23 protein-coding genes are annotated in these 25531 nt (G+C 57.5%); 2 read left to right on the top strand and 21 right to left on the bottom strand.

The annotated features are described in order from the left end of the window. Nucleotides 1-54: 54 nt before the first annotated feature. The 6 genes from U9M73_RS20655 to U9M73_RS20630 all read right to left on the bottom strand — a co-directional run bounded on the left by U9M73_RS20655 (nt 55) and on the right by U9M73_RS20630 (nt 7903). On the bottom strand, nt 55-1638 hold the full coding sequence (locus U9M73_RS20655) for a helix-turn-helix domain-containing protein (RefSeq protein ID WP_323078923.1): 1584 nt from the start codon (nt 1636-1638) through the stop codon (nt 55-57). Further along, nucleotides 1635-3581: a cache domain-containing sensor histidine kinase gene (locus U9M73_RS20650; RefSeq protein WP_323078921.1), complete on the bottom strand. Its 1947-nt coding sequence runs from the start codon at nt 3579-3581 to the stop codon at nt 1635-1637. The genes U9M73_RS20655 and U9M73_RS20650 overlap by 4 nt, the downstream gene beginning before the upstream one ends. Before the next feature lie 40 nt (nt 3582-3621). Next, the gene (locus U9M73_RS20645; protein ID WP_323078919.1) at nt 3622-4515 is read right to left on the bottom strand and encodes a carbohydrate ABC transporter permease; all 894 of its coding nucleotides are present in this window, start codon (nt 4513-4515) and stop codon (nt 3622-3624) included. Between the two features lie 15 nt (nt 4516-4530). Beyond that, complete coding sequence (locus U9M73_RS20640) at nt 4531-5409, bottom strand: carbohydrate ABC transporter permease (RefSeq protein ID WP_016313663.1); 879 nt, start codon at nt 5407-5409, stop codon at nt 4531-4533. A 62-nt stretch (nt 5410-5471) separates the two neighbouring features. Then, nucleotides 5472-6791: an extracellular solute-binding protein gene (locus U9M73_RS20635; protein WP_085170702.1), complete on the bottom strand. Its 1320-nt coding sequence runs from the start codon at nt 6789-6791 to the stop codon at nt 5472-5474. Nucleotides 6792-7006: 215 nt separating this feature from the next. Then, nucleotides 7007-7903 carry a TIGR01777 family oxidoreductase gene (locus U9M73_RS20630; RefSeq protein ID WP_016313665.1) on the bottom strand — a complete coding sequence of 299 codons (897 nt, stop codon included), beginning with the start codon at nt 7901-7903 and terminating at the stop codon, nt 7007-7009. Nucleotides 7904-8035: 132 nt separating this feature from the next. Here U9M73_RS20630 and U9M73_RS20625 point away from each other — a divergent pair, with 132 nt between their 5' ends. Next, nucleotides 8036-8341 carry a putative quinol monooxygenase gene (locus tag U9M73_RS20625; protein WP_323078916.1) on the top strand — a complete coding sequence of 102 codons (306 nt, stop codon included), beginning with the start codon at nt 8036-8038 and terminating at the stop codon, nt 8339-8341. Nucleotides 8342-8890: 549 nt separating this feature from the next. Here the strand turns inward: U9M73_RS20625 and U9M73_RS20620 are convergent. The 11 genes from U9M73_RS20620 to U9M73_RS20570 form a co-directional block, all read right to left on the bottom strand. Continuing rightward, complete coding sequence (locus U9M73_RS20620) at nt 8891-9757, bottom strand: SDR family oxidoreductase (protein ID WP_323078915.1); 867 nt, start codon at nt 9755-9757, stop codon at nt 8891-8893. Nucleotides 9758-9919: 162 nt separating this feature from the next. Further along, on the bottom strand, nt 9920-10672 hold the full coding sequence (locus U9M73_RS20615; protein WP_009224012.1) for an AAA family ATPase: 753 nt from the start codon (nt 10670-10672) through the stop codon (nt 9920-9922). Next, a complete protein-coding gene (locus U9M73_RS20610) occupies nt 10672-12618 on the bottom strand; it encodes an ABC transporter ATP-binding protein (protein WP_323078914.1) in 1947 nt (648 codons plus the stop codon). Before U9M73_RS20610 ends, U9M73_RS20615 begins: the two co-directional genes overlap by 1 nt. Next, the gene (locus U9M73_RS20605) at nt 12596-14368 is read right to left on the bottom strand and encodes an ABC transporter ATP-binding protein (protein WP_323078913.1); all 1773 of its coding nucleotides are present in this window, start codon (nt 14366-14368) and stop codon (nt 12596-12598) included. The genes U9M73_RS20610 and U9M73_RS20605 overlap by 23 nt, the downstream gene beginning before the upstream one ends. Before the next feature lie 192 nt (nt 14369-14560). Continuing rightward, the gene (locus U9M73_RS20600) at nt 14561-15157 is read right to left on the bottom strand and encodes a P-loop nucleotide/nucleoside kinase family protein (RefSeq protein ID WP_036644450.1); all 597 of its coding nucleotides are present in this window, start codon (nt 15155-15157) and stop codon (nt 14561-14563) included. A 256-nt stretch (nt 15158-15413) separates the two neighbouring features. Next, nucleotides 15414-15953, bottom strand: coding sequence for an NADPH-dependent FMN reductase (ssuE, locus tag U9M73_RS20595; protein WP_009224008.1), 540 nt, complete (start codon nt 15951-15953; stop codon nt 15414-15416). A gap of 161 nt (nt 15954-16114) precedes the next feature. After that, on the bottom strand, nt 16115-17752 hold the full coding sequence (locus U9M73_RS20590) for an NAD(P)H-hydrate dehydratase (protein WP_260071373.1): 1638 nt from the start codon (nt 17750-17752) through the stop codon (nt 16115-16117). 22 nt (nt 17753-17774) lie between these two features. Further along, entirely contained in the window at nt 17775-18443 is a 669-nt protein-coding gene (locus U9M73_RS20585) for an NAD(P)-dependent oxidoreductase (protein WP_323078911.1), read from the bottom strand. 144 nt (nt 18444-18587) lie between these two features. Further along, nucleotides 18588-18965, bottom strand: a complete 378-nt coding sequence (locus U9M73_RS20580) for a DUF1634 domain-containing protein (protein ID WP_016313680.1) — start codon at nt 18963-18965, stop codon at nt 18588-18590. Nucleotide 18966: 1 nt separating this feature from the next. Beyond that, on the bottom strand, nt 18967-19773 hold the full coding sequence (locus tag U9M73_RS20575; RefSeq protein ID WP_407673987.1) for a sulfite exporter TauE/SafE family protein: 807 nt from the start codon (nt 19771-19773) through the stop codon (nt 18967-18969). A gap of 98 nt (nt 19774-19871) precedes the next feature. After that, entirely contained in the window at nt 19872-20300 is a 429-nt protein-coding gene (locus tag U9M73_RS20570) for a GNAT family N-acetyltransferase (protein ID WP_009224003.1), read from the bottom strand. Nucleotides 20301-20434: 134 nt separating this feature from the next. On the opposite strand from U9M73_RS20570, the gene U9M73_RS20565 reads away from it, so the two are divergent. Then, nucleotides 20435-21370 carry a hypothetical protein gene (locus U9M73_RS20565; protein WP_323078909.1) on the top strand — a complete coding sequence of 312 codons (936 nt, stop codon included), beginning with the start codon at nt 20435-20437 and terminating at the stop codon, nt 21368-21370. Nucleotides 21371-21576: 206 nt separating this feature from the next. On the opposite strand, the gene U9M73_RS20560 is transcribed toward U9M73_RS20565, so the two are convergent. The 4 genes from U9M73_RS20560 to U9M73_RS20545 form a co-directional block, all read right to left on the bottom strand. Then, a complete protein-coding gene (locus U9M73_RS20560; RefSeq protein WP_009224001.1) occupies nt 21577-21801 on the bottom strand; it encodes a YezD family protein in 225 nt (74 codons plus the stop codon). A 559-nt stretch (nt 21802-22360) separates the two neighbouring features. Continuing rightward, a complete protein-coding gene (cysW, locus tag U9M73_RS20555; RefSeq protein ID WP_009224000.1) occupies nt 22361-23221 on the bottom strand; it encodes a sulfate ABC transporter permease subunit CysW in 861 nt (286 codons plus the stop codon). 125 nt (nt 23222-23346) lie between these two features. Continuing rightward, nucleotides 23347-24177, bottom strand: a complete 831-nt coding sequence (gene cysT, locus U9M73_RS20550; protein ID WP_009223999.1) for a sulfate ABC transporter permease subunit CysT — start codon at nt 24175-24177, stop codon at nt 23347-23349. Between the two features lie 35 nt (nt 24178-24212). Beyond that, entirely contained in the window at nt 24213-25289 is a 1077-nt protein-coding gene (locus U9M73_RS20545) for a sulfate ABC transporter substrate-binding protein (protein WP_323078907.1), read from the bottom strand. Nucleotides 25290-25531: the final 242 nt, after the last annotated feature.

Genomic DNA, 25531 nt, shown 5'->3' with positions numbered 1-25531 from the left:
TCGTCCCTCTTTTCCTGATGAGATGTAGTATCGACAGATAACCCTTCCGTGCCGTTAAGCTTGCCGGATCGTTCCTCCCGGCGCCTCCTCGCGAAATTCGCTTGGCGTCTTGCCGGTATGCTTCTTAAAGAGCCGGCTGAAATATTTCACGTCCTCGTATCCGGTGAGTCCGGCGATTTCGCTTACCTTTGCCGGTGATACAGCCAGCAGCTCCATCGCCCGGCGCATTCGTAAGGCGGTAACGTAATCGCCGAAGGTGCTGCCGGTTTCTTTTTTGAACAGCTCGCTGAGATGGCTGGGATGCAGGTGCACATAGGCCGCAACCTGCTGCAAGCTTAGCTCCTCTGCCGGGCAGGACTCCATATAAGCTTTGGCCCGCTGCACATGGGAAGCCTGCCCCTCACCAAGTTGACCGTGATATAAGCTCATGACGGCATGCAGATGACGGAACAGCTCATCCTTCAGCTTCGCACCTCCGATGTGCTGCTGCAGCCAAGGCGCGAAGCGTGCGGCCCCTTCCTTCCCTAACGCCCGGAGCGTACGCTCCAGCCAGCGGTGCGCCGCAACGGCCGCCGACTGCAAACAGGCTTGATACGATTCCGGCGTGCATTCCGGATCTGCGACCAACTCGTCGGCCAGCCGGTGTGTCCAAGCTCGCAACGCCATCCGATCCTGCTCTAATAAGATCGAGCCGAGCTCGTTCTCCTCTTCTTGTGTGATCACCGTCTTCCCGCCTTTACGATCCGCGAACGCCTGGTAATCCAGCAGCTTCGCGCCGGGGAGCAGATCATGGTAAGCAAAAGCGGCCTGTGCAGTCACATAACTTTGATGCACCTGATCCGGATCCTCCACGGGTACGCCGGCGGCCAAGCGCAGCTGGCAGTTCAGCAAATTTTCGATACGTTCCAGCATTCCCTTGAACCGCTGGCCGCTGGAATGTACCGCGCTCGGTTCGGGTCCGGTCACGCAAACGATCCGCCCCTGATGGATCAACACCGCCGCTCCGGGCAGCAGATCCTCCAGCATATTTTGAACGGCAAACCGCAGCAGCGAATCGGCCTCCTCCTCCTGGCCCCAGCCGCCGGCGGATAGAATCAGCACTTGCCGGTACCCCGGATGGCCGGAGTTCTTCAGATCCTGACTCGAACCCGCATGCTTGGGATCCGCAGGAGCCGCTCCCGCCTCACCTTCGATCACCCATTTATACAGCTGCCGCTGCCGTTCTTCCCTGGCCTGCCGATGTGCGCGGGAATCCTCGGCCCGACGCTCCACCAACCGTTGCTTGGCTTGGAGCACCGTCCGGATGATTTCCTCCGGTTTGCTCGTTTTTAACAGGTAATCGCTAACGCCCTGGCGAATCGCCTGTTGGGCATAGGCAAAATCCCCATATCCAGATAAAATGATCACTTCCAGCCCAGGCAAACGTCTCACAGCTTCCTCCGCCAGCTCCAAGCCGGTTTTGCCATTCATCCGTATGTCGGTGATTAAGATATCCGGCCGTTCCACCTCCAGCCGCTCAAGCGCCTCCTCTGCAGAAGCAGCCGGCTGAAGCAGATTTAGTCCAAGCTCGCTCCAGGAAATGACACTGGCCAGCCCGGTCCGGATAATAACCTCATCATCTACAATCAATACATTCATGGCGATTCCTCCATGATCGGAATGGAAAATGAAACCTGCGTGCCCTCGCCTTCCCGGCTGTCAATTGAGAGCCCGGCTTCTCGTCCGTAATGCAAGAGCAGCCGCTCGTTAACGTTGCGCAGCCCGTATCCGGCAGACAACCCCGTAGCTGTTGTTGCCGCTGTTGACGCAGTTGCCGTTATTGCCATGGTTGCCGCTGTTGGGGCTGCTTCGTCCGTAACCGCCGTTGCCGTCGTCTCCGCCAAGGCCGTTCCGGGCATCCCTGACCGCCCGTTCTCCTCCCCGTCAGCTGCGGGCAGCAGCAGCGATTGACGTACCTCCTGCAAACGCTCGGCGTTCATGCCAAGCCCGTCGTCCATGACCGTTACGTTCATGCGTTTTCCCTCCGGCTGTATGAAGATGGTGATTGTACCGATCCCTTCGCGTTTTTGAATCCCATGGATCAAGGCATTTTCCACCAAAGGCTGCAACAGCAGCTTCAGCATCCACTTGTCCTTCAGCGTCTCATCTACGAAATACTCGACGGTAAATTTATCGGGGAAGCGGATCGACTGGACGCGCACATAATTTCGGATATGGGCTACCTCCTGTTCGACCGGGCAGTAATCTTTGCCCTGATTGAGGCTGATCCGCAAGAAGTCGCTTAACCCTTCGACCATATCGGCGATGCGCCGCTCCCCTGACATCAGGGCAATCCAATGGATCGAAGACAACGTATTGTATAAAAAATGAGGATTGATCTGCGCCTGTAATGCACGCAAATCGGCCTCTTTCTTGCGAGCCTCGCCGCGGATCACTTCGCGCTTCAATCGTTCGATATGCGCGCCAAGCATGTTGTAGCTATGACCCAACCGCCCGATCTCATCGTCCGAGGTCGCCGGAAAACGCGGCAAAGGCCGCTCTGGATCGATCCGCGACAAATGACGGGTTAACACGCGCAGCGGCCGGGTAATCCGGCGAACGGTAAACCAAATGAGCAGCGTGCACACGAGCACCGACACACCAACGACCTCGGCGGTTAACGTGAGGATGTAGCGATTCTCCGCCCGGTATTGGTCGTAAGGGACGCTGCCTACCAGCATCCATCCGGTTAAGGGCTCATGACGGTACAGCACCGTCGACTTGCCGTCCCCTTCGCCGTAGATTACGCTACCGCTGATGTTCATACTTGCAGGGAGCGGCTCACTCACGCCGTCTCCTTCCGGGGAGCGACCCGGAAGCAATGCGAACAGGCCGGGCGCATAGTCATCCAGCGGCCGGCCCAGCCTGGACTTGTCGGCGGAGGACAGAATCGTCCCGTCTCCCCCGACCAGTTCCACCTTGCCCATCCCTTGACCAAACTCCGGCGATTCCAGATTGCGGGCCAGCTCCTGTTCATCCAGGCTGATCGCCAGCCAACCCAGCCGGCGAAAATCGTAGATGCTGCGGATCGGCCGAAACAAGGTGATCACCTGCTCCATCCCGGCATAGTCGCGAATTTCGTACACGCCGGACCACGTTTTTCGCCCGCCGGCAATGGCCTTCGCCGCCTCCTCGGGGAGCTCATTTTCATACCAGGTGGCCGTTGATAGCCGCGCGTCGAACCGTTCGGGATAGATCGCGATATTCGCGATATAAGGCTTGGAGGCCGCCAAATTGGTCATTCGCCCGACCAGCTCCGTTCGCTTCGCTTCGTCGTCGTCCGGACCAGCCAGATAAGTTTGCAGATCCCGTTCCCCAATCAGGAAGATCGATAACGTTTCGATATCCTCCAGCATAAAGCGCAAATTGGCGTCCATTTGCTTCAGCATGTCACTGCCGGTCAGCTTCGTTTTCTCCTCCGTAATGTTGGAAGAGATCACAAAGGCGAACAGCCCCAAGGCCAACATCGGCACGATCATGGACCCTGCAACAACCACCGACAGCTTGCGCTGAAGCGACGTAGTCAACCATTTATGCAACATCTTGCGCTCCCCCTTTGCTTCGGTGTAGGATGTTCCTCCCTTATCCTTTCACCGCGCCGGCCGTCATCCCCTTCATCATTTGTTCCTGAAACAGCAAATAGAGGACGATCGTTGGGATAACCGACAGCGTCATCCCCGCGAACGACAAGCCATAATCCGTCTGATAACCGTCAGCGAAGTTGGCGATAGCCAGCGGCAACGTTTTGAGCGCCGTCTTGTTGATGAACACCAGCGCGAAGGAGAAATCGTTCCAGGAATGCAGGAAGCTAAGAATCGTCACCGTCGCCAAAGCCGGAACCGACATCGGCAGCATGATGCGGAAGAATAACCCCCACAATCCAGTCCCATCGATAAACGCCGCCTCCTCCAGATCGCGCGGCACGCTTGTTAAATAGGCCGTCAACACGAATATTGCTGTAGGTAACGCAAAGGCGGTATATGGCAAAATCAGCGCCCAATACGTGTTGAGCAGCGACATCTGCTTCATGAGAATAAACAACGGAACTAACGTACTATGAATCGGAATCAGCATCCCAATCACGAAAAAGGTCAGCACCCCGCCTTTCCAGCGGAACTGGAAGCGAGCGAGAATAAATGAAGTCAGCGCGGCGATAAACAACGTCAGCACCAGCGAGCCGATTGCCACGAGCACCGAATTGCCAAATGCCGTGCCCAGCCGCGAGCTTTCCCAAGCCCGCGTGAAATTGTCAAAGTGCCACACCTGCGGCAATCCAAAGGGCCGGACGTAGAAATCCTCATTCGTCTTAAACGCACTGATCACCAGCCAAAAGAACGGGTACAACGTGATCACGCCATAAATCGTCAGCAGCCCCCAAAACAACGTGCGGCCTGTCTTCCGTAACACCCGTCCGCCGCCGCCAACCCCGGCTTTTTTTGCGGACAACGTTGTGGTTGTATTGATGTTCAAGTTCATGGGCTCCTCCTTTCCTTAAGCGGCGTCTTTTTTGCGATTGGTCAGCCACTGGCTGGTTCCGATCAACAACAGACTAATGATCATAATGCTGGTGGAAATTGCGCTCCCGAATCCGTACCGGTAGGTCGAGAACGTAGAGTTATACATATACGTCGCCAGCAGCTCCGTCGCATGCGCCGGTCCGCCCTTCGTCATGATGTACACCAGGTCGAAGGACTTCAAGCTGCCCGAAATACATAAAATTACCGCCACCTGCACCGTGTTCTTAATCATCGGCAATGAGATGGTCAGCAGCTTGCGAGCGCCGGAGACACCGTCGATTTTGGCCGCATCGTGAATCTCACCCGGAATGTTCTGGAGCGCCGACATGAAGATGATGAGATACAATCCAACGTAGCTCCAGATCAGCGGGGGCAGCAGTGAATAGATCGCAATATTGCCATCCGAAAGCCAATCCAGTTTCCAACTGGACAATCCTAACGCATCCAGCAGGAAGTTCAGAATTCCGATCTGCGGATGATAAATGTACTGCCAGATCATCCCGATGACCACCGTGGACAACACCATCGGGAGGAATACCGCCGAGCGCAGGAAGCGCTGCAGCAGGTTGCTCTTATGCAGCAGCACGGCCAACACAAGAGCGAGTGGAATTTGCCCGAACACCGAGGCCAGCACGAACACGACGTTATTTTTCAGCGCCCGCCAGAATATGGGATCCCGCAGGATTTCCGCATAATTGCTGAGTCCGGTGTATTTCGCTTCGCCGATGCCCGACCAGTTGAAAAAGCCGTAGTAAGCCGACCAAATCACCGGCACGAAGACGAACAGCGAGTAGATCACCAGCGCGGGCAGCAGCCCGGTGATGATAAAGCTCTTGCTGCGCAATGCGTTCATGCTTACTCACATCCTTTAAGGGAAAAAATAATCCCCCTCCCCCTGAGGGGAAGGGGTTCGCTTTAATTGGCGGCTACCGCTGCAGCCTGTGCATCCTGGATTTTGCGGGCAATATCCTCTGCCTTACCGCCCATCAGCAGCTCCTGCAGCCCGTTGTTCACCACTTCAACCGTGGCCGAGCCCAGCTTGGAGTCGTAAACCGGTACAATCTTCACGCGTTGAATCAGATCGTACAGTTCAACAAACAGCGGATGCGCTTTGCTCTTGTCGAGCTCGATATTGTAGCTGACCAAGGTGCTGCTCTCCAAGGTAGCCTTCTGTCCATCAGGACCAGCCAGTGCATAGAACAGCTTCATCGCCGCTTCTTTCCGAGCTCCCGTCAGCTTCTTGCTAACCCCCAGGCCGGTACCCACGACACCCGAAGTGGTGTCTGGCGCGCCTTTGCCGCCCGGAATCGTCGGAACGATGGTGATATGCGTGTTATCCAGTACTTCCGCCGGTGCATTGTTCACCAGGTTTGCTAATGCCCAACCGCCGTTGACGACCATAGCAGCATTCCCTTGGAAGTATAGCTGCATCATTTGCGTTTCATCGATACTGTTGAAGCCGTCCTGGAACGCCTTGATTTCACCCAGCTTCTGGAATGTAGTCAGTGCTTCGACAAACTCAGGATCCGTAAACTTCGCGCCGTCTTGATCAACTGCCTTCAAAAACCAGTCGGTACCGGTAATCCGGTCTGCCACGGTGCTAAAGAACGTCGACTGTGCAACCCAGTTTGCTTTGTTGCCCAACGCGATTGGAATGACGCCGTTGTCGTTAAACGTTTGGATAGCGGTCTCCAGCTCTTCCCACGTTTCCGGCACTTTAACGTTATATTTCTTAAACAGGGCATCATTGTAGAAAATAAACGAGCTTGGTGCGAGGTTCATCGGCACGGAGTAGATTTTTCCGTCCACGGTGTAACCGTCCAGCGCATTCGGAATGAAGTTGTTCTTCCAATCCGGATTGGCATCCAGCTCATCATTGATGGGCTGCAGCAAATCGCCCTTCACGAACTCCTTCGTCATGGCGTCCGGCCACATAACGAACAGATCCGGCATTTCGTCTGCTGCGGCCACCGTCCGCAGACGCGTCTTCAACCCGTCTGTCGGGAGCCCTTCGTCGATGACTTCAATCTCGGGATGCTGGGCCCGGAAGTCTTCAATGATTTTTCGCATGGCCACTGCTTTCGCGTCTTGGCCTGTCCAGTTATGCCAGATGGAGATGCTGACCTTCTCTCCACCGTTATCTCCGCTGCCGGAAGCTTCATTTCCTCCGCCGCAACCTGCCAACAATACCATCAGCATGGCGGCGCTGCACAATAATGAGATCCATTTTTTCATCTTGTTTGATTCCCCCCTTGCTTTGATTAAACCCATTGTAATGTTAGCGCTCTCAAAACATAAGGAGAAGAATCGCGGCACCAGGGGTGAAAAATTTCGGCACTCCACACTTATGCGCTTAAATGTTAACCCCATAAAAAAAGTTCTCTGATCCCCATGATGTTGAGAAAACCATTGCTTGTCCGCATCGCAAACCGGCTTCAGCGGCCTGCAGACTACCTTGACCGCATCCGGCCTACAATTTCCTCCACGGCTTTATCCAACGTATCGTAATGAAAGGTGAAGCCCGCCCGTTGCAGCCGTTCCGGCAACACCCAGCGGCTCTTCAGCACCAGCTCGGTTTCCGTGCGAATGAGGCGTGCGCCCAGCTCCAATAGCCAGCGCGGAGCGGGCAAGCCGATCGGAACGCCCATCGTCCGGCGCAGGCTGGCCATCAGCTCCCGGTTCGTAACCGGGTTCGGAGCGGATGCGTTAAACACGCCGTCCAGCTCGGGGTGCTCCTGCAGGAACTGGACGATTCGGAACAGGTCCTCCATATGGATCCAGCTAAACTGCTGACGGCCGGATCCTTGAGCTCCGCCCAGCCCAAAGCGCACTAAGTTCCGCAAGGGAGCCATCACCCCGCCGTCGTCCAGCACGATGGCGATCCGCAAGGCGATTTGCCTTGTAGCCGGGAGATTAAAGGCAAAAAAAGCCTCCTCCCACGCCTTCGCGACGTCGACCGAAAAGCCGGTGCCAATTTCCCCGCCCTGCTCCGTCATCGGGCGATCTTCCGCATGCCGGTAAATTGTAGCCGTACTGGAGTTCATCCATAATGCCGGCGGACGATGGCAGGCCAGGACGCACTCCCCCAGCTGACGTGTCGTTTCCGTCCGGGAATTCAAGATCTGGCGCCGGTTCTCCGGCGTATAGCGGCAATTCACCGACCGGCCAGCCAAATTAAGCAGTAGGTCCGCCCCTTCCAACGCCTCCACAATAGCGTTTGGGTCCTCCCAGGAGATATGCGGAGCTTGTCTGGAAATGATCTTAACGTCCGCTCCCCGTTCCTGAAACCGCCGCGCAAACGCCTGCCCGACAAACCCTGTTCCCCCGGCCAATACCACTTTTGGCATGCGTTCCACTCCTTCGCCCTGATATTTTATTTAATTATATCATGGAGGGTAAGGAGGGGATTCCGCCTGGGAGTTGCAAACCGAGTAGGGGTAGGAGATAATTCTTCTAACTAAAGATGAGGAGGATGGCCGGTGGACAAGTTCGGCATGTACGCCAAATTCAAGGCGCAACCCGGGACGCGCGACCAGTTGGTCGACATCTTGTTGGAAGCCGCTGCGGGTGCGGGGGCAGTTCCGGACTGTGAGCTGTATGTGGTAAACGTTTCGGAGACGGAGCCCGAGACCGTGTGGGTCACCGAGGTCTGGAGCAGCAAGGAAGCCCACGACGCCTCACTGCAAGATGAAGCCACGCGGGCAATGATTCAGCGGGCCATGCCGTTGATCGCCGGCGTGGAGTCGATTCCGCTCCGCCCGATGGGCGGGAAAGGCATTAAGTAGCTGTAGAGTTGCAGAGTTTTGTATAGACGCAAAGTCGAATATTCGCAAAGTCACAGAGTTGCAAAATCGCATAGATGCAAAGCCACATACTCGCTTAATGGCATGGCCGCTAGTAGCAGAGTCGCATAGTTGCTGAGTCGTATATTCACATAGCCGAAGTGTAGCATAGTTGCTGAGTCGTATATTCACATAGCCGAAGTGTCTCAATGTCGCATACCCTGCTAGTCGCAGAGTGGCTTACTCGCATAATCGCATTGCCAAATCCCATGCTAGTCGCAGGTGGAATGTAAAAGTGCAGTTCATTTTCGTTATTTTGGCTCGATTTAGGGCGTTCAAATGTAAAAGTGCAGCTTAAATCCGGTAAAAACTCCTCTTTCCACGGATTTGACCCTGAATGAAATGCACTTTTACATTTCAGCCGCTAAAAATAGCCGGTTTCGCGGAAAATCAACTGCACTTTTGCAGTTGACCCGCCGGCGTCAGCTCCAATGGGAAAGCCGCTGAACGCAAAAAATCCCTGTTCCACTCCCGGAACAGGGATTTTCGTCATTAGGCTTGCAGTTCTTTTACGATGCCGCGAATGGCGTCCACGACCGGAGTTACCGGCCGGCCCAGCAAAGCTTCCAGGTCGCCGCTCGGAACGTCCAGCGCACCTTCGCGAATCGCGCTTTGGATGGAGACGAGGAACGGAACCACCGGTTCCGGCACTCCCGCACCGCGCATCGTTTCCGCATAGGCCGCATCGTCAACATGCTGGACGGGAACTTCACGGCCCAGAACTTCACCGATCTTTTTCGCCAGTTCATCATGCGTCAGCACGGGTCCCGACAGCTCATAAATCTTGTTCTCATGGCCGCTGCCAGCCAACACCGTTGCTGCGGCTTGCGCGTAATCCTCACGCGTCGCCCAGCCAACTTTGCCGTCTCCAGCGGAAGTTACAAGCGGGGCTCCTGCCAAAATGCCTTGGATCGTCCCTGTTTCATTTTCGATGTACCAGTTGTTCCGTAAGAAGGCGTACGGAATGCCCGTTTTCGCAATCGCTTCCTCGGTCGCTTTATGGACGGGAGCTAACGCCAACGGGTTCGCTGCAGCATTCACCACACTCGTATAGGCGATGAACTTAACGCCTGCACGTTCTGCCGCCGCGACAGCCGCCAAGTGCTGGCGAGTCCGCGTATCGTTGTCACCCTGCGTGGATACGATAAGCAGCCGTTCCACACCGGCAAAAGCCGTGTCCAGCGAAGCCGGATCATCAAAATCCCCCTGTCGCACGTCCACGCCGCGCTCGCTTAACGCACTAGCTTTCTGGGGATCGCGTACGCTCACTGCCAGCTGTTCTGCTGGCACCGAAGCCAGCAGCGCTTCAACCACCTTGGCGCCGAGTTGCCCCGTCGCCCCTGTCACCAAAATCTTCATCCAAGACTCCTCCTATCAAATGGATTGCCATGAAGTCTACATTCTCACCTGTAACTATTATAGTTACACACCATCGATAAGTCAAAAAAATCTTAAATGATGAATGGTGCCGGGAACGCGGGATGGGTAGACGAAACGGCCGGCTGCTCGATAACCCTTTACTTACTCCTCTCGCAGCAGCTCCCTTAGCATACCCTCCCGACGATTGACGAACTCCTTCATGATGATATAATGGTCGGTCTCCTCCAGCGTGGTTTTCTTGATCCCGTCCGGCGTGAGCTGATACATGAGACTGTCCGGATAGGCCATCAGGATGGGCGAATGCGTGGAAATGATAAATTGGGAGCGACGTCCGACCAACTCATGGATCCGCGACAACATCGCCATCTGCCGGAACGGAGACAACGCCGCCTCCGGTTCGTCCAAGATGTACAGACCGTACCCGCTGAAGCGGTTCATAAACGCAGCGAAAAATGATTCGCCATGCGACATCGCATGCAGCGATTTCCCGCCATAGGAGTTGCGTATAGGTGGGCCAAAACTGTGTTCCCGGTCCAACCGATCGATTTCCGAAGCCAAGTTATAATAGCTCTCCGCCCGGAAAAAGAAGCCGTCCCGCGGCCGCATCGGCCCCCTTACGGTTCGAAGATACCGATGCAGATCAGAGTGGGTCTCAGCCGTCGCGAAACTGAAGTTCATCGTGCCGCCTTCCGGGTTAAATCCCAGAGCAACAGCGATGCCCTCCAGCAGCGTGGACTTGCCCATGCCGTTTTCGCCGATGATGTACGTGACTTTCGGGTGGAACTCCAACTGCCCCAGCGACGAGACCGCCGGTAAATGGAAAGGATAGTCGTCAAACGTCGGCACCTCGTCCCGCTGCAACATGATCCGCCGCAGATAGGCGTTCCACTCCATTAGGCGTCGCCCTCCTCTTGTTCTGCGTCCAAGCCGCCGTGGTACAAGCTGTAATAGAATCCGCGACGCCGCAGCAACTCTTCATGCGAGCCCTGCTCGATCAAACGGCCTTCCTTCAGGACCAGAATCTTGTCAGCCTGACGAATGGTATTCAAACGGTGAGCAATCACGAAGCTGGTTCTTCCTTGCATCAGGCGTTGCAGGCCCTCTTGGATTTTGATCTCCGTTACGGTATCGATGCTGCTGGTCGCCTCGTCCAGCACAAGGATCGAAGGATCCGCCAAAATCGCCCGCGCGATGGCCAGCAGCTGCCGTTGCCCTTGGCTGATGCCGCCGCCGTCTGCGCCAAGCACCTTGTCGTAGCCGCCCGGCATCCGCACGATGAAGGAATGCGCATTCGCCAGCTCGGCGGCCTCCTCCACCTCCGCATCGGTCGCATCGAGACGGCCAAAGCGGATATTCTCGCGGATCGTGCCCTGGAACAGGAACGAATCCTGCAGCACAAACGCCATCTGCGATCGCAGGCTGTCGCGCCGGATCGTGCGGATATCGCGTCCGTCGACCGTGATCGTCCCCCGGGACGGTTCGTAGAAGCGCGAGAGCAGCTGGATCAGCGTCGTTTTGCCGGCCCCCGTCGGCCCGACCAAAGCGATCGTCTCGCCCGGATTCGCGGTAAAGCTGATTCCCTCCAGCGTATCGCCGCCCTCGTTTTTATTTTCTTCATAGGAGAAGTACACATTGGAAAAGACCACCTCGCCCCGAACGGACGACAGCTCCACGGCCCCTTGTTCATCACTGGCTTCGATCTCCTCATCCAGCACCTCAAACACCCGCTCCGCACCGGCGATCGCCGACAGCAGCGTGTTCCACTGGTTCGCGAGGTCGTTCAGCGGTCGGGTAAATTGCCGCGCATACTCAACGAACACAACGATCACCCCAACCGTCACTCCGGCGCTCCCGCGCACGGCCAGTACCCCGCCGATCCCTGCCACGATCGCAAAGCTAAGGTTGTTCAGCCCGTTCATCAGCTTTGGAATGAAGCCGGAAATCGTCTGCGCCCAGAAGCTGGAGCTGCGGATCGCACCGTTACGCTCGCGGAAGCCTTGCAGCACCCGCTGCTCTTGTGAGAACGCCTTGATGATCCGCTGCCCCGACAACGTCTCCTCGATGTAGCCGTTCAGGTTGCCGAGATCCTGCTGGCGCCGCTTGTACAGCGGCCCCGTCCGCTTCGTGATCCAACGCATCCCGGCCATCATCAGCGGCACGACGAGGAACGTCAGCAGCGTCAACAGCGGGCTGAGGTACAGCATGACCGTCAGCGTTCCGACCAGCGTCAGCACGCTGGAGAAAATTTGGATCGCCGAGCTGTTTAGCGTTGAGCTGACGTTGTCCATATCATTGGTCAACCGGCTCATAATCTCGCCCTGTTGGCGCTTGCCGAAGTACGGAATCGGCAGCCGGTGCAGCTGGGCGAACAGCTCGGAACGCATGCGGTACACCGTCTCCTGGGCAATGGTGATCATCCAGATATTTTGTAACCAGGAGGTGAGCGACGACCCTGCAAAGACCAGCGTTAGTCCGATGAGAAACAGCACCCACGGCCGGCCGCTGCCGGCCTCTAAGTACTCATCGATTGCCACCCCAACCAGATAAGGACCCAACAACGCTAATCCTGAGCTGAATACAACCATCAGCAGGACCGCGGCCAGCCGGGCTTTGTGAGCAGATAGATAACTCCAAATTCGGCTTAGCGTGCCGGACCAATTCTTCGCTCGCAGTTTGGGCCGTACGCTGCCGGGTCCACCGCCATGGCCGGGCCGGCGAGGCGCAGTCGCCGCAGGAGTTGGATCCTGCCGGGAGCCTCCGCCCTGCTGTGCAACCTGTGATAGTGGATCCAGCTTCGGGTACGGATGCCGGAACGGTTCAGTGAAGGTCTTGAACGGCATGAGCTTCCGCCTCCTTTCCTAGCTGGGATTCGCAAATCCGCCGGTATAATTCCGAATGCTGCAGCAATTCCTCGTGTTTGCCGCTGGCGATCAACCGCCCGTCATCCAGGAGCAGGATCAGATCCGCCGTCATTGTGGAGCTGATCTTCTGCGTCACCAGCAGCGTCGTGCAGGACAAGCGCGAGATCTCCTTCAACAAGGCCGCCTCCGTTCGGACGTCCAGCGCGCTCGTGCTGTCGTCTAGGATGAGGATGGCTGGGCGGCGGACCAAGGCCCGGGCGATCGACAGGCGCTGCTTCTGTCCGCCGGACAGATTCACGCCGCGTTGCCCAAGCCGCGTCTCATAACCCTGCGGCTGCCGCTCGATCGTGTCATGGATCTGCGCCTGCCGGGCTGCAGTCTGGATTTGCTCCAGCGTAGCGTCCTCGCGCCCCCAGGCGATATTTTCCCGGATCGTACCAGAGAATAACATCACTTCCTGCGGCACATAACCGATGGAACGGCGCAGCCGTTTCCGATCCAACTCGCGAATGTCCGTTCCATCGATGAGGATCGTACCTTCCGTGGGCTCATACATGCCTGGAATCAACTGGACAAGCGATGATTTCCCTGAGCCGGTGGCCCCCAGGATGGCGATTCGCTGTCCCGGCTCCGCCGTAAACGAAATCCGCTCCAGCGCCATCACATCGCGACCCGGGTAGCGGAACGAGACCTCGAGAAATTCAATGCGGCCTTGGATCGGCGCCGCCTCTCCTTCCGCATCTGCACCGCTTGCCCCTCCTGCGCGGCTTTCCCGTTCGCCTACCGGATCGCTCTCCTCCAGCACCTCGCGCACCCGACCGGCGGATGCCGCTCCCCGCGACAAGGAGCTCATGATCCAGGACAACGCGGACAACGCGCCAATCGTACGCAGCGAATAGTTGATCACGGCGACGACTTCACCAACGCTGGCGCCCCCGTCCGCAATCTCGATTCGGCCAAACCACAGCACCGCGATGATCCCGGCGTTCATGATAAACAGCAGGAACGGCATTGTCGTCTCCGTCAGCTTCAAAGCGGCGACCGTGCCCTCCCGCAGCTCGCGGTTGCGCTGCTCAAAGCGCCCAATCTCGTGCGACATCCGGACGAACACGCGGATCAGCCGCATGCCGGTCAAATTTTCCTGGATCAGGCCGTTCACATTATCCGTTCGCCGCTGCACCGTACGAAATAAAGCGGACGCTTTACGGATCATCCACAGGACGAACGCCAGCAAGACGGGAACGGTCAACGTCAGCAGCAGCCCCAGCTTCACATGCACGACCAGCGCCATCACCACACTCCCGACAACAATCAGCGGCACCCGTGACGCAAAGCGCAGGCACATGAAGATCACGTCCTGCAACACCGTAATATCCCCGGTCAGCCGGGTGATCAACGACGAAGCAGCAAATCGGTTAAACACCTCGTACGAAAAAGACTGCACCTTCTCGTACAGCTTGTCGCGCAGATCGTACCCGAAGCCTTGGCTCACATGCGAGGCGAAAAAGGAACTGGCGATCCCGGCGAGAAATGCCGCCAACGCGCTTCCCATCAGCACCCCGCCCCAAATCCAGGCGACGGACACTGCGTGCTGCCGAATCCCGTGGTCGATGATCCGCGAGATGATCAGCGGTTGAACCAGCTCCACTGCCAGCTCAATCAGCAGCATCACTATCGCGGAGATGGCGGCGATGCGGTATTTTTTGAAAATAGCGGTCATGACGGACATCCTGATACCTCCAGTGCGGGTGATTCCGTAAGAATCGCCAATTTGGTGAACTATGTTGTTTTATTATAAATCAGTTGGGAGGGCTTGTGTATTTTTCCAGCGGAAAACAAGCGTACAACACGCTATAGCAAAAAAGCCCTTCCTGTCCGGAATCAACCGGATCTCAGGAAGGGCATGATGTATGCCTTTAGCTTAATTTTGTTCCCCAACAATAAATTGGTAAATGCCGTCCACTTTCTCCTCCGTCAGTTCGCCGCTGTTGTCGAACACAAGAATCGATGAAGACGGGATGTCCCAATTAATCTCCGGCACGAATTGCACGCGGTGCTTAAAATCGTCCCAATGCTCCAGCTTCCACGTATCGCGGTCCGTACAGCGCTCGATAATCCGTTCCTTTTGGGTTTCCATGTCCTTGAGCGTCACGACAACCACCTTCACGTCCACTTCCTTCTTGGTGAGACCCGCCTCTTGAAGCAGCGTTTCGATCCAGTCTTTGTTCTTCAGTTCCGCCGTGAACGGGGAAATCATAAATACGTTTTGGCCGGCCGCCAAATTTTCGATGCAGATGTCCCGCGTCGTATCGTATTCCAGGTCACGCAGGTGCTGCTTGTAAAAATCGGAATCCCGGTCGTTCACGTCCAGACCGTTCATCGCCAGAATCTTCTCGACACAGCGGCCGCCCACCGTATCCCGATCCAAAAAAGCCGCCGGCATCCGTCTTGCCAGCTTGCGAGCCACCGTCGTTTTCCCCGTTCCAGCGACTCCTACGAAAAAGACCAATTTCAACATGATGTCCAAAAATCCCCCTTCGACAATTGCGAGCAGATATACCTTTTGTCCTATTGTAACATGTTTTGTCCGTTTGCGTCGTTGGCTGCGGCCAGAAGAAAGCCGTTTTCTTCGAGATCCCTTCGATCCATGAATAGCGGGACGGCAATTCCCATCAAAAATCTCAAAAAAACCGGCCCCAGGAAGCTTCCCGGTGCCGGCGATATTGGATTCTCCGCAATCCAAACATGTGTTGCCGTGATTCTTTTGGTTTGGCTTAAGACTGTTGGCGCAGGCGCGTTTCCCGGGCGAGCTCCTTCACGTTCTCCTCCAGCCGGGTGCGCAGCTCCCCGGCAATATCGAAGCCGCCGGATTCGGTGCGTGCTACCTGGGCGTCCACCGTATACACACCGCCCAAAATATAACGTGCGCCCAACGCGGACAAAACCGGCTTCAGCGCATAATCGATCGTCAGCAGATGCGCCAGACTGCCTCCAATAAAGAGCGGCAGCACGACTTTGCCGGCCAGGCCTTTTTGCGGCACGAGATCAAGGAACGTCTTCAGCACGCCGGTATACGACGCCTGATAGACGGGGCTGGCGACAACCACCGCGTCCGCCGCGGCGACCAGCGCATTCGCTTTGACGATCGCTTCACTTTCAAATTTCGTATGGATCAAATCCTCCGGCGGCAGCTCCACCACGTTCACATGGCTGACTTCGAAGCCCTCACCGCGCAGCAATTCCTCCGTCAACGCAATGACGGCCCCTAGCCGGGAGCCTGGTGTTGGACTGCCGTTAATAATCGTCACTTTCATATCGGATTCTCCCCTTATCTGCGACGGAGGTTCGTTTTCTCGCGAACCCCGGCCATTTGCCTAAATTTTAAAACGATGCTATCAATATTTGCTTGAAAAGTCAATGCAAACCGCGCCGCCGAAGGGCAATCCGGCGGCGGGCGGCATAAAGGCGCAGCGGGTTACAGCGCCTCGATGATATCCCCGGCGATGAGCGACGCCGGGTTACCCTTCCGGGCCGCGGCCGCGCGCTCGCCGGCCTGGCCGTGGAGGTACACGCCGAACGCCGCCGCTTGCACGGCGTCCAGGCCCTGGGCGAGCAGCCCGGCGATCAGGCCGGTCAACACGTCCCCCGAGCCCCCGGTCGCCATGCCGGGGTGCCCGGTGACGTTGACGAACACGCGGCCGTCCGGGGCCGCTACCACGGTGCGCGCGCCTTTCAGCACGAGCGTTACGCCGTGCTGAACCGCATAGCGCCGCGCCAGCCCGATGCGGTCCCGCTGCACCTCGGCCGTGGAGAGGCCGGCCAGCCGGGCCATTTCGCCGGGATGCGGCGTCAGGATCGCCGCCGCGTCCCGGCGAGGCCACGCCGCCGGCGCGCCCGCGGCGGCGAGGATGTTCAGGGCGTCCGCGTCCACGACGAGAGGACGCGGGGCGCCCTCCCAGACGGCGCGCAGGAAGCCGTCCTCGCCCGGGAAGCGGCCCAGCCCCGGGCCGATGGCGAGCACGTCGCGCGCCTCCAGCAGCCGCAGCAGCTCGGACGCCGCTGCGGCGTTCCAGGCGCCGGCTTCGCCGCCGGCCGGCGCCAGCATCAGCTCGGGCACGGCCCCGAGCACCTGCGGCAGCAGCGCCTCCGGCAGCGCCCACGTGACGAGGCCGCTGCCGGCGCGGAGCGCGGCTTTGGCGGCCAGCAAGCCGGCGCCGCTCATCGTGAGGCTGCCCGCCGCCAGCAGCACGTGCCCGTACGTGCCCTTGTGGCCGTCGGCCTCGCGCCGCCGCCCCGGGTCCACCCCGAGCTCGCCGCGCAGCGACTCCTCGGTGAGCAGCACCCCGGCTTCCGCCATCCCCGGCGGAAGCGCGCGGGGAATGCCGATATAGCGGACGATCACGTCCCCCGCCGCCTTCGCGCCCGGATACTGCGTCAGCCCCGCCTTCAAGAAGGCGAGACAGACGGTGATCCGGGCCTCTATGCACGGGTCGTGTACCGCGCCGGTATCGGCATCCAGCCCGCTGGGGATGTCGGCTGCCACGATCGGCAGCCGGCTCTCATTCGCCTCCCGAATCAGGGAGGCGTAGGCCCCCCGGGGCGCTCCTTTCGCCCCGGTGCCCAGTAAGGCGTCCACGATCCCCGTCACCCCACGGGATCGGGCCGCCGCCACCGCGCCGGGCGTGTACACCTCGCCCGGCAGCCCCAGCGCTGCAGCGATCGCATGCTGCAGCGCAGCTTCGCCGCCGAGTCGCTCCGGCTCCTCGGCGTACAACAGGCTCACCCGAACGCCCGCATCCACCAAATGGCGGGCGCACACCAGGCCGTCGCCACCGTTATTTCCCTTGCCGATGAGAATCAGCCAATGCTCTTCCGGCCACGCTGGCGGGCTGCCCAGATCCCGGTCCAAGCTGTCCGCACCAGCTGGACGCTCGCGGATCGTCTCCTCGGGGCGCTCCGGCAGCCGCCCTTCCCGCCGTTGCCGGCAAAAAAGCAGCACCTCCTCGGCAATCGCCCGCCCGGCGTTCTCCATTAACGCGACCGCCGGAATGCCGATCTGCTCAATCGCATAGCGGTCGACGGCACGCATTTGCTCGGATGTCACGAATTTCACTGGTTCTCCTCCCCCATCTAACCTAGTACCCTACGGTAAAACGGGTGCCGATATAATACGGGTCCTCCGCTTCGTCCAGGAGGGCTGCTGCGTAATCCTCCGCCGTAATCCGGCTGTGATCCCGTTCGTCGGCGACCAGACGGTCTAACCCTAAGCGGAACATCCCTGTGCGCTTCCCGGGCTCGATGAGCGCCGGCGGACTTAACACCGTCCACTCCAGGTCCGACGCCCGGTAGAGGTTCAGCGCTTCTTCATGGGCCCGGGCCAACGGCCGCACCTCCTCCGGAAACTCGGGCGTGTCCATGAGCCGCACACCTGGAGCAACTTCCAAGCCGCCTGCTCCGCCCACAGCGATCAGACGGCGGACACCGCCGCGCTTTACGCCTTCAATCAGCGAACGCGTGGCTTCCAGGAGCTCGTCCTCCTCCCCCAAGCGCGGCCCATACGCGCTGATCACAAGGTCTTGTCCTTGAACCAGCCGGGCGATGGAATCGGGGACCAAAATATCCCCTTCCTTCAGGATCAAATGCCCGGCCCTTTTGGAATCCGTCGGAACGAGATCAGTCACCCCCGTTTCGGCCGCCCGCGCCGGATCTCTGACCACTGCCGTCACTTCATGTCCGCGTTGCAGCGCCTCCACCGCGATTCTTTTTCCAATCATGCCCGTTGCGCCAAATAATACGATCTTCATCTATCGGTACGCCCTTTCTTCGCTGTTGGATGCGATTCCCAAGTTTTGCTGCTTACATTATAATCATCCTGCCCCCGCAAGTCCAAAAACAAAAGGGCTTCCCCCGCCGCGCGGTCAGAAAGCCCCAGATTCCCGCTGATTCCCTTAGCCCGCCTTCCCCAAAGCGAAGCTCAGGATCAAGATGATAAACACAATGGCAGTAATAACTACGTACCGGTAGTCCTTCTCCGCCCAGAACAAAAAGAGCGAGACGAACACCCGAAATACCGGTGTCAAAATGAGCAGCAGCAAACCGGTCTGGATGACCGCAACCGACTTCAAGGCCAGTAAGCCGGACATGATCGCGCCAAAGCTGGTAGGGTACGTATCCCCCGGGTATCCGCTGTCGCCCGTGACCAAAAACTGGATGAGCCCAATTACGATCACAGCGGCAGCGAGGATCACGCCAACCCGGAGCATTTTGCTGATGGCCGTCTCAATCTCAAAGGTGCGATTTTGCGTTGTCTCGTTATGGTCGCCCATGTCAGCCCCTCCATCCTTGATAGATCATTTGAAACGCCACGTACACCATGACCGGGATAAACAGCTTGCGGATCGTTTTACTCTTCATGCGCTGCATCAGGCGTGAACCGACGGTGGCTCCGATCAAAACGCCCAGGGCAACGGGAGCCGAAATCACCGGAATTATGTCCCCGCGGAGCAAATAGATCCCCGCACTGGCCGCCGCCGTAACGCCCATCATAAAATTGCTGGTGGCACTCGACACTTTCAGCGGCATTCTCATAAACACGTCCATCGCCATCACCTTAAAACTCCCGCTGCCAATGCCCAATAGCCCGGAAATGACGCCCGCACCGTACATGACTCCAAAGCCTTCGTACACGCGGTCTACGTTATAGGCGACGGTCTTGCCCAGCGCCTTGTCGTAATACTCCCCTTGCAGCCCCAGCTTTTCGGCCACCGGATGCAGCGGAACGTTTTCCGGAACCTCTTGTTTGCTTTTTTTGATCATGGCATAGGCCGAGTAGAGCAGCAGTAAGGCAAAAATAATATACAAAAACCGCGGGGCAATCAACGCCCCGATAAATGCTCCGGTAATCGCCCCGACCGTCGTGGCGATCTCCAGAAACATGCCGACCCGCAAATTGGTGATCCGGTCGCGAATGTACGCCACCGCCGATCCGCTTGAAGTGGCGATGACGGAAATGATGCTCGCCCCGATGGCATGGTTGATGTCCACGCCAAACAGCAGCGTCAGCGCAGGGGTCACGATAATTCCGCCGCCCAATCCGAGAATCGAGCCCACGATCCCCGCCAGAATCGCGATCATAAAAATTTCAATTACTGTCGTAGTCAATCCGATGGCATCTCCTTTGCCCTTTACTCACCGGAGGGCTTCACTTGCTGCAAGCCTTCCCCTTGCTCACGCTATCGTTGTCTCCAATACATCCCCAGTCCGCCAGGAGCGGTATATTCGAAGCCGAATCGCCGGTACAACTTGTCTGCCGGCACATCCGCGATCAGGCTGACATAAGTTAAAGGCGGCGCATGTTGCTCCAGGAACCCCATAATTTCGCTCATGATCAATGTGCCTAAGCCCTTTCCCTGAAGATCCGGGCGCACAGCGATGTCCACCACCTGCAAAAAGCAGCCTCCATCTCCCACGACTCTTCCCATCCCCGCTAATCCCGCATCATCGTACAACGAGACGGCGAAGATGGAGTTGCTTAGGCCAATCTCTGCTCCTTCTGCGCTGCGCGGACTCATTCCCGCTAGTTCACGAAGCCTCAGGTAATCCGTAACTTCGGGCGCTTCGTATCTGATCTTCACATCGGCCCCCGATTGTTGTTCATTCATGCCGTTCCCTCCGCCTGCCGTTTTTTTGTGTAAGTTTTCACCAATTTTCAAGTATATCATATTTACAAAACTCCTGACTCAAGCTTGAATCCGAACGGCACCTGTGCAATAGTGAAAGGAGGAATATGGAAAGGGTGATCGCCGTGTCACTGTCGGAATGGGTTTCTTGGCTACAGAGCCCTGATCATGCCGCGCTGGCTGCCTTTCTGGCATTGTCTGCGTTCCTTGCACTTTATGTCGTATCGCGCAACAAACTCATTCGGGACGAGCGAATCCGGCTGGATTACATTAACTCGACCTTGGAACGCTATGCGGCAGCTGCGGGGTCGTTGATGTCTGCAACGGAATCATCTTCGTCAACGCTCCCGGACCCCAGCGCCCTGCGGGACAAGCTGCTGGCTTGCCGGGCCGCGCCTTATGTCAGCGAAAATGTGCTCGCGCAAATCTCCGCGTTTACCGAGGATGATGACGCCTCTCGCCTGCCTCTGCTGCTGAGAACCATCGAGCGGGAAAGCGAGACGCTGATCGCCGAACGGGACAAGCTGCTCCGCCAAATGGAAGGCCCTGGCTGGGGAAGCTGGCTATGGCGCATTTTTCGGCCCGTTTTGCCGGGAGTGCTCGCCGCCGCCTTCTTTATCTCACTGCTCTGGTTGTGGCACCTGCTGGACACAAGCCTCTCCAGCGGTGCGGGAAGCGAAAGCGCGCGGGAATTGGCGCTCGACTGGATGCAACTGGCCTCGACCTGGTTTGCGCTGCTCATGCTTTCCTTGGCCGTGATGGGCGGGCGGAACCGGCACGTTAACGCGGTACCGGCCCGGCTGCTAGCGGCCTTGATCGCCGTGCTGGCCGTAGGACATTGGGCCGGTTCTTGGCTTGCCCCATATCTACTCGGGGCACAGCTGCTGCTGTTTCTCGGCGGTTTCCGCCTCAACAGCCGCAAACCGCGGAGGGCGCGTCCGTACGTTGGCCATGATCCGCTGCCGATGACACCCAAGGCTTCAGACGCCGTCTCCTCCGAAGCCGTGCAAGCGCTAAGCCATAAGGGCGACGAAGGCGAAACGACGCAATAAGAAAAAAATCTGAAACGCAAACAACCCCGATTCCTTGAGGCGGACAGGCCTTCTGCCTGACTGCCCGGAATCGGGGTTGTTTTTTGCCTTGGATGATGTTTTCGATGTTATTCGGCTTGTTGTTTTCGTGTTGCTCCTCGTTCTCCATTTTGGATTCAGTCTTTGTGCTCGTTCTGGTTCTGGTTCTTGTGGAGCCTGGCAGCCGCTTAACGCTGTCTAGATTCACGCAAAGGTTTGGCCGTATGACGGGAAGCTCCGGTAGCCCTGGAGGCATTGCCCGGGTTCAACTCGTAACGTCTGCGCTCCGTACGTTCCATTTGCACGATTTGGCCTTCATGGACAACGATGTTCAATGAACCGAATTCCATGCCGCCCAGCAGCTCCGCAATCCGTTCCAGCCAAATTTCATCAACTTGCAATGGTTTCGCCATCCCCCTACCCCTCCCCTGATTTAGGTATATAGGTAAATCAATAGTTCTCGCTGGATCCCAGGCACTTTCGCTAAACAGCCCAGTCAGCGCCCAATCTTGAATTCAGCCGAGCCTTCCGACCACTTGCAACATCCCTACGCCAAGCTCATGCTCAAACGACTGCATGTTTCCACGTTCGTCACACACTTCTAACGGAACCTAGCGCCGCTAATTGTGCTTTTCGCGGGTGTTTCCAATTCTAACGAAACGAGGAGACCTTATTTCGGACGATCTCTGTTCTTTCTCTACTTTTTCTGCCCAATAAGGTCTCTTGGTTCCGTTACAGCGGGAAATGTCCGGGAAATAGGCCAATAAGGGCTTTACGTTCCGTTAGATGCTGAGCCCCACAGGATCCGGCTCGCGCTTGCACAGAAGCCAGCCTTCACCCTTCGCGGAACCGACACCCCGGAAGCTATCCCCGGCTTCACCCAGAAGGCTCTCCCCGTGCTTCCCCGCTCCATCTCTTCCCAAGGCCAGCCTGCGCAACTGGCGCACCCCTTGTCCCTGGTCTCAGCCCTCTCTAATGGCGGCTTTGGCGAGTGAACCAGCCTTTGAGCAGCAGGGTCACAAGCGCCAGCAGAAGCAAGAGAGAGGCTACCGCAAAGGACGCGGAAAATTGGTATTCGTTATACAAAATCTCCACGTGCAGCGGCAATGTGTTGGTTTCTCCCCGGATGTGGCCCGAGACGACGGAGACAGCGCCGAATTCTCCCATCGCTCGCGCATTACAAAGAACAATTCCGTACAATAAACCCCATTTGATGTTCGGGAGCGTGACCTTCCAGAAGATCCGGAAGCCCCGCGCTCCCAGCGTGATTGCAGCTTCCTCCTCCTGCTGCCCCTGGTCCTCCATCAGCGGAATGAGCTCACGGGCTACAAACGGGAAGGTCACGAACAACGTCGCCAAGATGATGCCTGGCAGAGCAAAAATAATCGAGATATGATGCTCCTCCAGCCACGGTCCGAACCACCCGTGCGAGCCATAGACCAGCACGTAGATCAGACCGCCGATCACCGGCGATACGGCAAACGGCAAGTCGATTAACGTGACCAGCACCTGCTTGCCGCGAAATTTAAATTTGGTGACGGCCCAGGCGGCAGCCACTCCAAAGATGGTATTCAGCGGGACGGTAATCAAAGCGACGAGCAGCGTCAGCCGCAGTGCGGATAATGCATCCGGGTCACGGATGGCTGCTACGTAGACGTCCCAGCCTTTCTTGAGCGCCTCCGTCAGGACGACGGCAAGCGGCAACACGATGAGCCACAGCAGGACCAGTGCGGCCGCCGTGATCAGCACCCACTTGATTACGCCAGAACCCTGCCCCGCCTGCTTCCGCGGAGCCGTTGGCTTGCTTGCTGCTAATGGCACAGAACCGGCCATCCTCTTCCCTCCCTATCGATTGGCGTTCCCGAGCTTGCCTATGCTCACCGGGCAGATAGCATCTCGTGATCGTCAGCTCTCCCCATCGGCAACACTCGTTATCGTGAGTCCGCGCTCTCAATCTCCTACCGCGCGGTCTTGCGAATCCGGCGCTGCAGCGTGTTGATGAGCAGCAGCAGCACAAACGAGATCAGCAGCAGCATCAGCGCAACCGCCGTCGCCCCGGCGTAGTCGAATTGCTCCAGCCTCGACATGATGAGCAACGGGGCGATCTCCGTCTTCATCGGCATGTTGCCGGAGATGAAGACAACGGAGCCGTATTCGCCGATGCCGCGGGCAAACGCGAGCGCAAACCCCGTTAACATCGGGGGCAGCAGCTCCGGCAGCACCACTTGGCGGAAGGTGCGGAAGCGGCTAGCGCCAAGCGTGGCCGCCGCCTCCTCCACTTCGGCATCCAGGTCCTGCAGCACTGGCTGTACGGTGCGCACAACAAACGGGATGCCGATAAACATCAGCGCAAGCGTGATGCCCGCCGGCGTAAACGCGATGCGAATCCCCAGCGGTTCGAACAAGGAACCGATCCAGCCGTTGGCCGAATAGATCGCGGTGAGGGAAACCCCGGCCACCGCCGTCGGAAGGGCAAAAGGAAGGTCGATCATGGCATCAAAAATGTTTTTGCCGGGAAAATCGTACCGGACCAGCACCCAGGCCAGCAGCAGCCCAAGCACCGCATCGATCAATCCGGCCACCGCCGCGGTCACAAAGCTCACTCTGTATGAAGCAAGCACGCGCGGGTCGGTTGCGATATCCCAAAATTTCTCCCAGGTTAGTCCTGTAGAATTCAGCAGCAAGGCGGAAAGCGGGATCAGCACGATCAAGCTGAGGTACAGCACGCTAAATCCCATCGTCAGCCCGAAGCCGGGCAGAACGCCGCGCTTTGCGGTGCTACTGTGCATATTCTTCGCCTCCGATTCGTTACGGTCGGTTCGTATTATTGCGGTACGTAAATTTGGTTAAAGATGCCGCCGTCATTGAAATGCTTCGTTTGGGCTTCTGCCCAGCCGCCAAATTCCTCAATCGTAAACAGCTTAATCTCCGGGAATTTGTCGGCATACTCCGCCTTGACGCTGTCGAGCGTTGGGCGATAGTAATTCTCCGCAGCGATCTTCTGTCCTTCTTCCGAATACAGGTATTTCAAATAAGCCTCGGCGACTTCGCGGGTGCCGTTGGCATCTACGTTTTTGTCGACCACGGCAACCGGCGGTTCAGCCAGTATGCTCTCCGACGGATAGACGATATCGAATTTATCCGGCCCCAGCTCCTGCACGGACAACCAGGCCTCGTTCTCCCAAGCCAGCAGCACGTCGCCGAGTCCACGTTCTACGAACGTCGTAGTAGCGCCGCGCGCCCCGCTGTCGAGAACCGGAACATGCTTGAACAGCTCTTGCACGAACTCCCGTGCTTTAGTTTCATCGTTATTGTTTTGATGCAGGGCATATCCCCATGCCGCCAGGTAATTCCACCGCGCCCCGCCAGAGGTTTGCGGGTTTGGCGTGATCACCTCAACGCCATCCTTGATCAGATCGTTCCAATCCTTGATGTCTTTGGGATTGCCTTTACGAACCAGAAATACGATCGTGGAGGTATAGGGCGAGCTGTTATGCTCGAACTTTTGCTGCCAGCCTTCATTGATCAGCCCGGTTTCCGCAATGGCGTCAATGTCGTATCCCAGCGCCAGGGTAACCACATCGGCTTTCAACCCGTCAATGACAGCCCGGCTTTGCTTGCCCGATCCGCCATGCGACTGTTTAATGGTGACCTTCTGTCCTTTTTCTTTCTCCCAATATGCCGCAAAAGCTTTGTTATAATTTTCGTATAATTCCCGGGTCGGGTCGTAGGATACGTTCAGCAATTCCACCGCTTTGGGCTTCTCCCCGCCGCCGGAATTCCCGGCTGCCGCGCTGGCCGCATCGTTGCCGCCGCTCGTGTTGGACGAGCAAGCCGCCAGGACCCCAACCAATATCAATGCCAGACTCATCAGAACCCCTTGCTTCAACCTTCTGTTCATCGTATCACTCCCCATACTCTTTTCTCGCTTTACTAGGGCAGGGCAGGCATCCACCGTATCAACCACTTGACAACGGAAAACGGAGAAACGCCCCACCCCCTACGGTCAAACCGAGCCACTACCCGTGTCTGCCAAGGCAAGTAGAGCGTTCCTCCGTCCGTACGGTGAGAACATTTTTAATTATTCCTACCTGTTTAGTATGCTATGGTGTTATTTTATATGCGGCAGCCCAGAAATGTCAA

This window comes from Paenibacillus phoenicis (assembly GCF_034718895.1).
Taxonomy (GTDB): Bacteria; Bacillota; Bacilli; order Paenibacillales; family Paenibacillaceae; genus Fontibacillus; species Fontibacillus phoenicis.
This window is presented reverse-complemented; position numbering and strand designations above follow the sequence as displayed.

Bases quoted from the DNA above. Each gene is read 5' to 3' on its own strand.
- U9M73_RS20585 (WP_323078911.1), bottom strand. From the start codon at position 18,443: ATGAAGATCGTATTATTTGGCGCAACGGGCATGATTGGAAAAAGAATC.
- cysW (WP_009224000.1), bottom strand. From the start codon at position 23,221: ATGGCCGGTTCTGTGCCATTAGCAGCAAGCAAGCCAACGGCTCCGCGG.
- U9M73_RS20560 (WP_009224001.1), bottom strand. From the start codon at position 21,801: ATGGCGAAACCATTGCAAGTTGATGAAATTTGGCTGGAACGGATTGCG.
- U9M73_RS20610 (WP_323078914.1), bottom strand. From the start codon at position 12,618: ATGCCGTTCAAGACCTTCACTGAACCGTTCCGGCATCCGTACCCGAAG.
- U9M73_RS20650 (WP_323078921.1), bottom strand. From the start codon at position 3,581: ATGTTGCATAAATGGTTGACTACGTCGCTTCAGCGCAAGCTGTCGGTG.
- U9M73_RS20620 (WP_323078915.1), bottom strand. From the start codon at position 9,757: ATGAAGATTTTGGTGACAGGGGCGACGGGGCAACTCGGCGCCAAGGTG.
- U9M73_RS20570 (WP_009224003.1), bottom strand. From the start codon at position 20,300: ATGAATGAACAACAATCGGGGGCCGATGTGAAGATCAGATACGAAGCG.
- U9M73_RS20655 (WP_323078923.1), bottom strand. From the start codon at position 1,638: ATGAATGTATTGATTGTAGATGATGAGGTTATTATCCGGACCGGGCTG.
- U9M73_RS20580 (WP_016313680.1), bottom strand. From the start codon at position 18,965: ATGGGCGACCATAACGAGACAACGCAAAATCGCACCTTTGAGATTGAG.
- U9M73_RS20545 (WP_323078907.1), bottom strand. From the start codon at position 25,289: ATGAACAGAAGGTTGAAGCAAGGGGTTCTGATGAGTCTGGCATTGATA.
- U9M73_RS20615 (WP_009224012.1), bottom strand. From the start codon at position 10,672: ATGGAGTGGAACGCCTATCTGCGGCGGATCATGTTGCAGCGGGACGAG.
- U9M73_RS20635 (WP_085170702.1), bottom strand. From the start codon at position 6,791: ATGAAAAAATGGATCTCATTATTGTGCAGCGCCGCCATGCTGATGGTA.
- U9M73_RS20605 (WP_323078913.1), bottom strand. From the start codon at position 14,368: ATGTCCGTCATGACCGCTATTTTCAAAAAATACCGCATCGCCGCCATC.
- U9M73_RS20645 (WP_323078919.1), bottom strand. From the start codon at position 4,515: ATGAACTTGAACATCAATACAACCACAACGTTGTCCGCAAAAAAAGCC.
- U9M73_RS20630 (WP_016313665.1), bottom strand. From the start codon at position 7,903: ATGCCAAAAGTGGTATTGGCCGGGGGAACAGGGTTTGTCGGGCAGGCG.
- U9M73_RS20600 (WP_036644450.1), bottom strand. From the start codon at position 15,157: ATGTTGAAATTGGTCTTTTTCGTAGGAGTCGCTGGAACGGGGAAAACG.
- cysT (WP_009223999.1), bottom strand. From the start codon at position 24,177: ATGCACAGTAGCACCGCAAAGCGCGGCGTTCTGCCCGGCTTCGGGCTG.
- U9M73_RS20575 (WP_407673987.1), bottom strand. From the start codon at position 19,773: ATGATCGCGATTCTGGCGGGGATCGTGGGCTCGATTCTCGGATTGGGC.
- ssuE (WP_009224008.1), bottom strand. From the start codon at position 15,953: ATGAAAGTGACGATTATTAACGGCAGTCCAACACCAGGCTCCCGGCTA.
- U9M73_RS20640 (WP_016313663.1), bottom strand. From the start codon at position 5,409: ATGAACGCATTGCGCAGCAAGAGCTTTATCATCACCGGGCTGCTGCCC.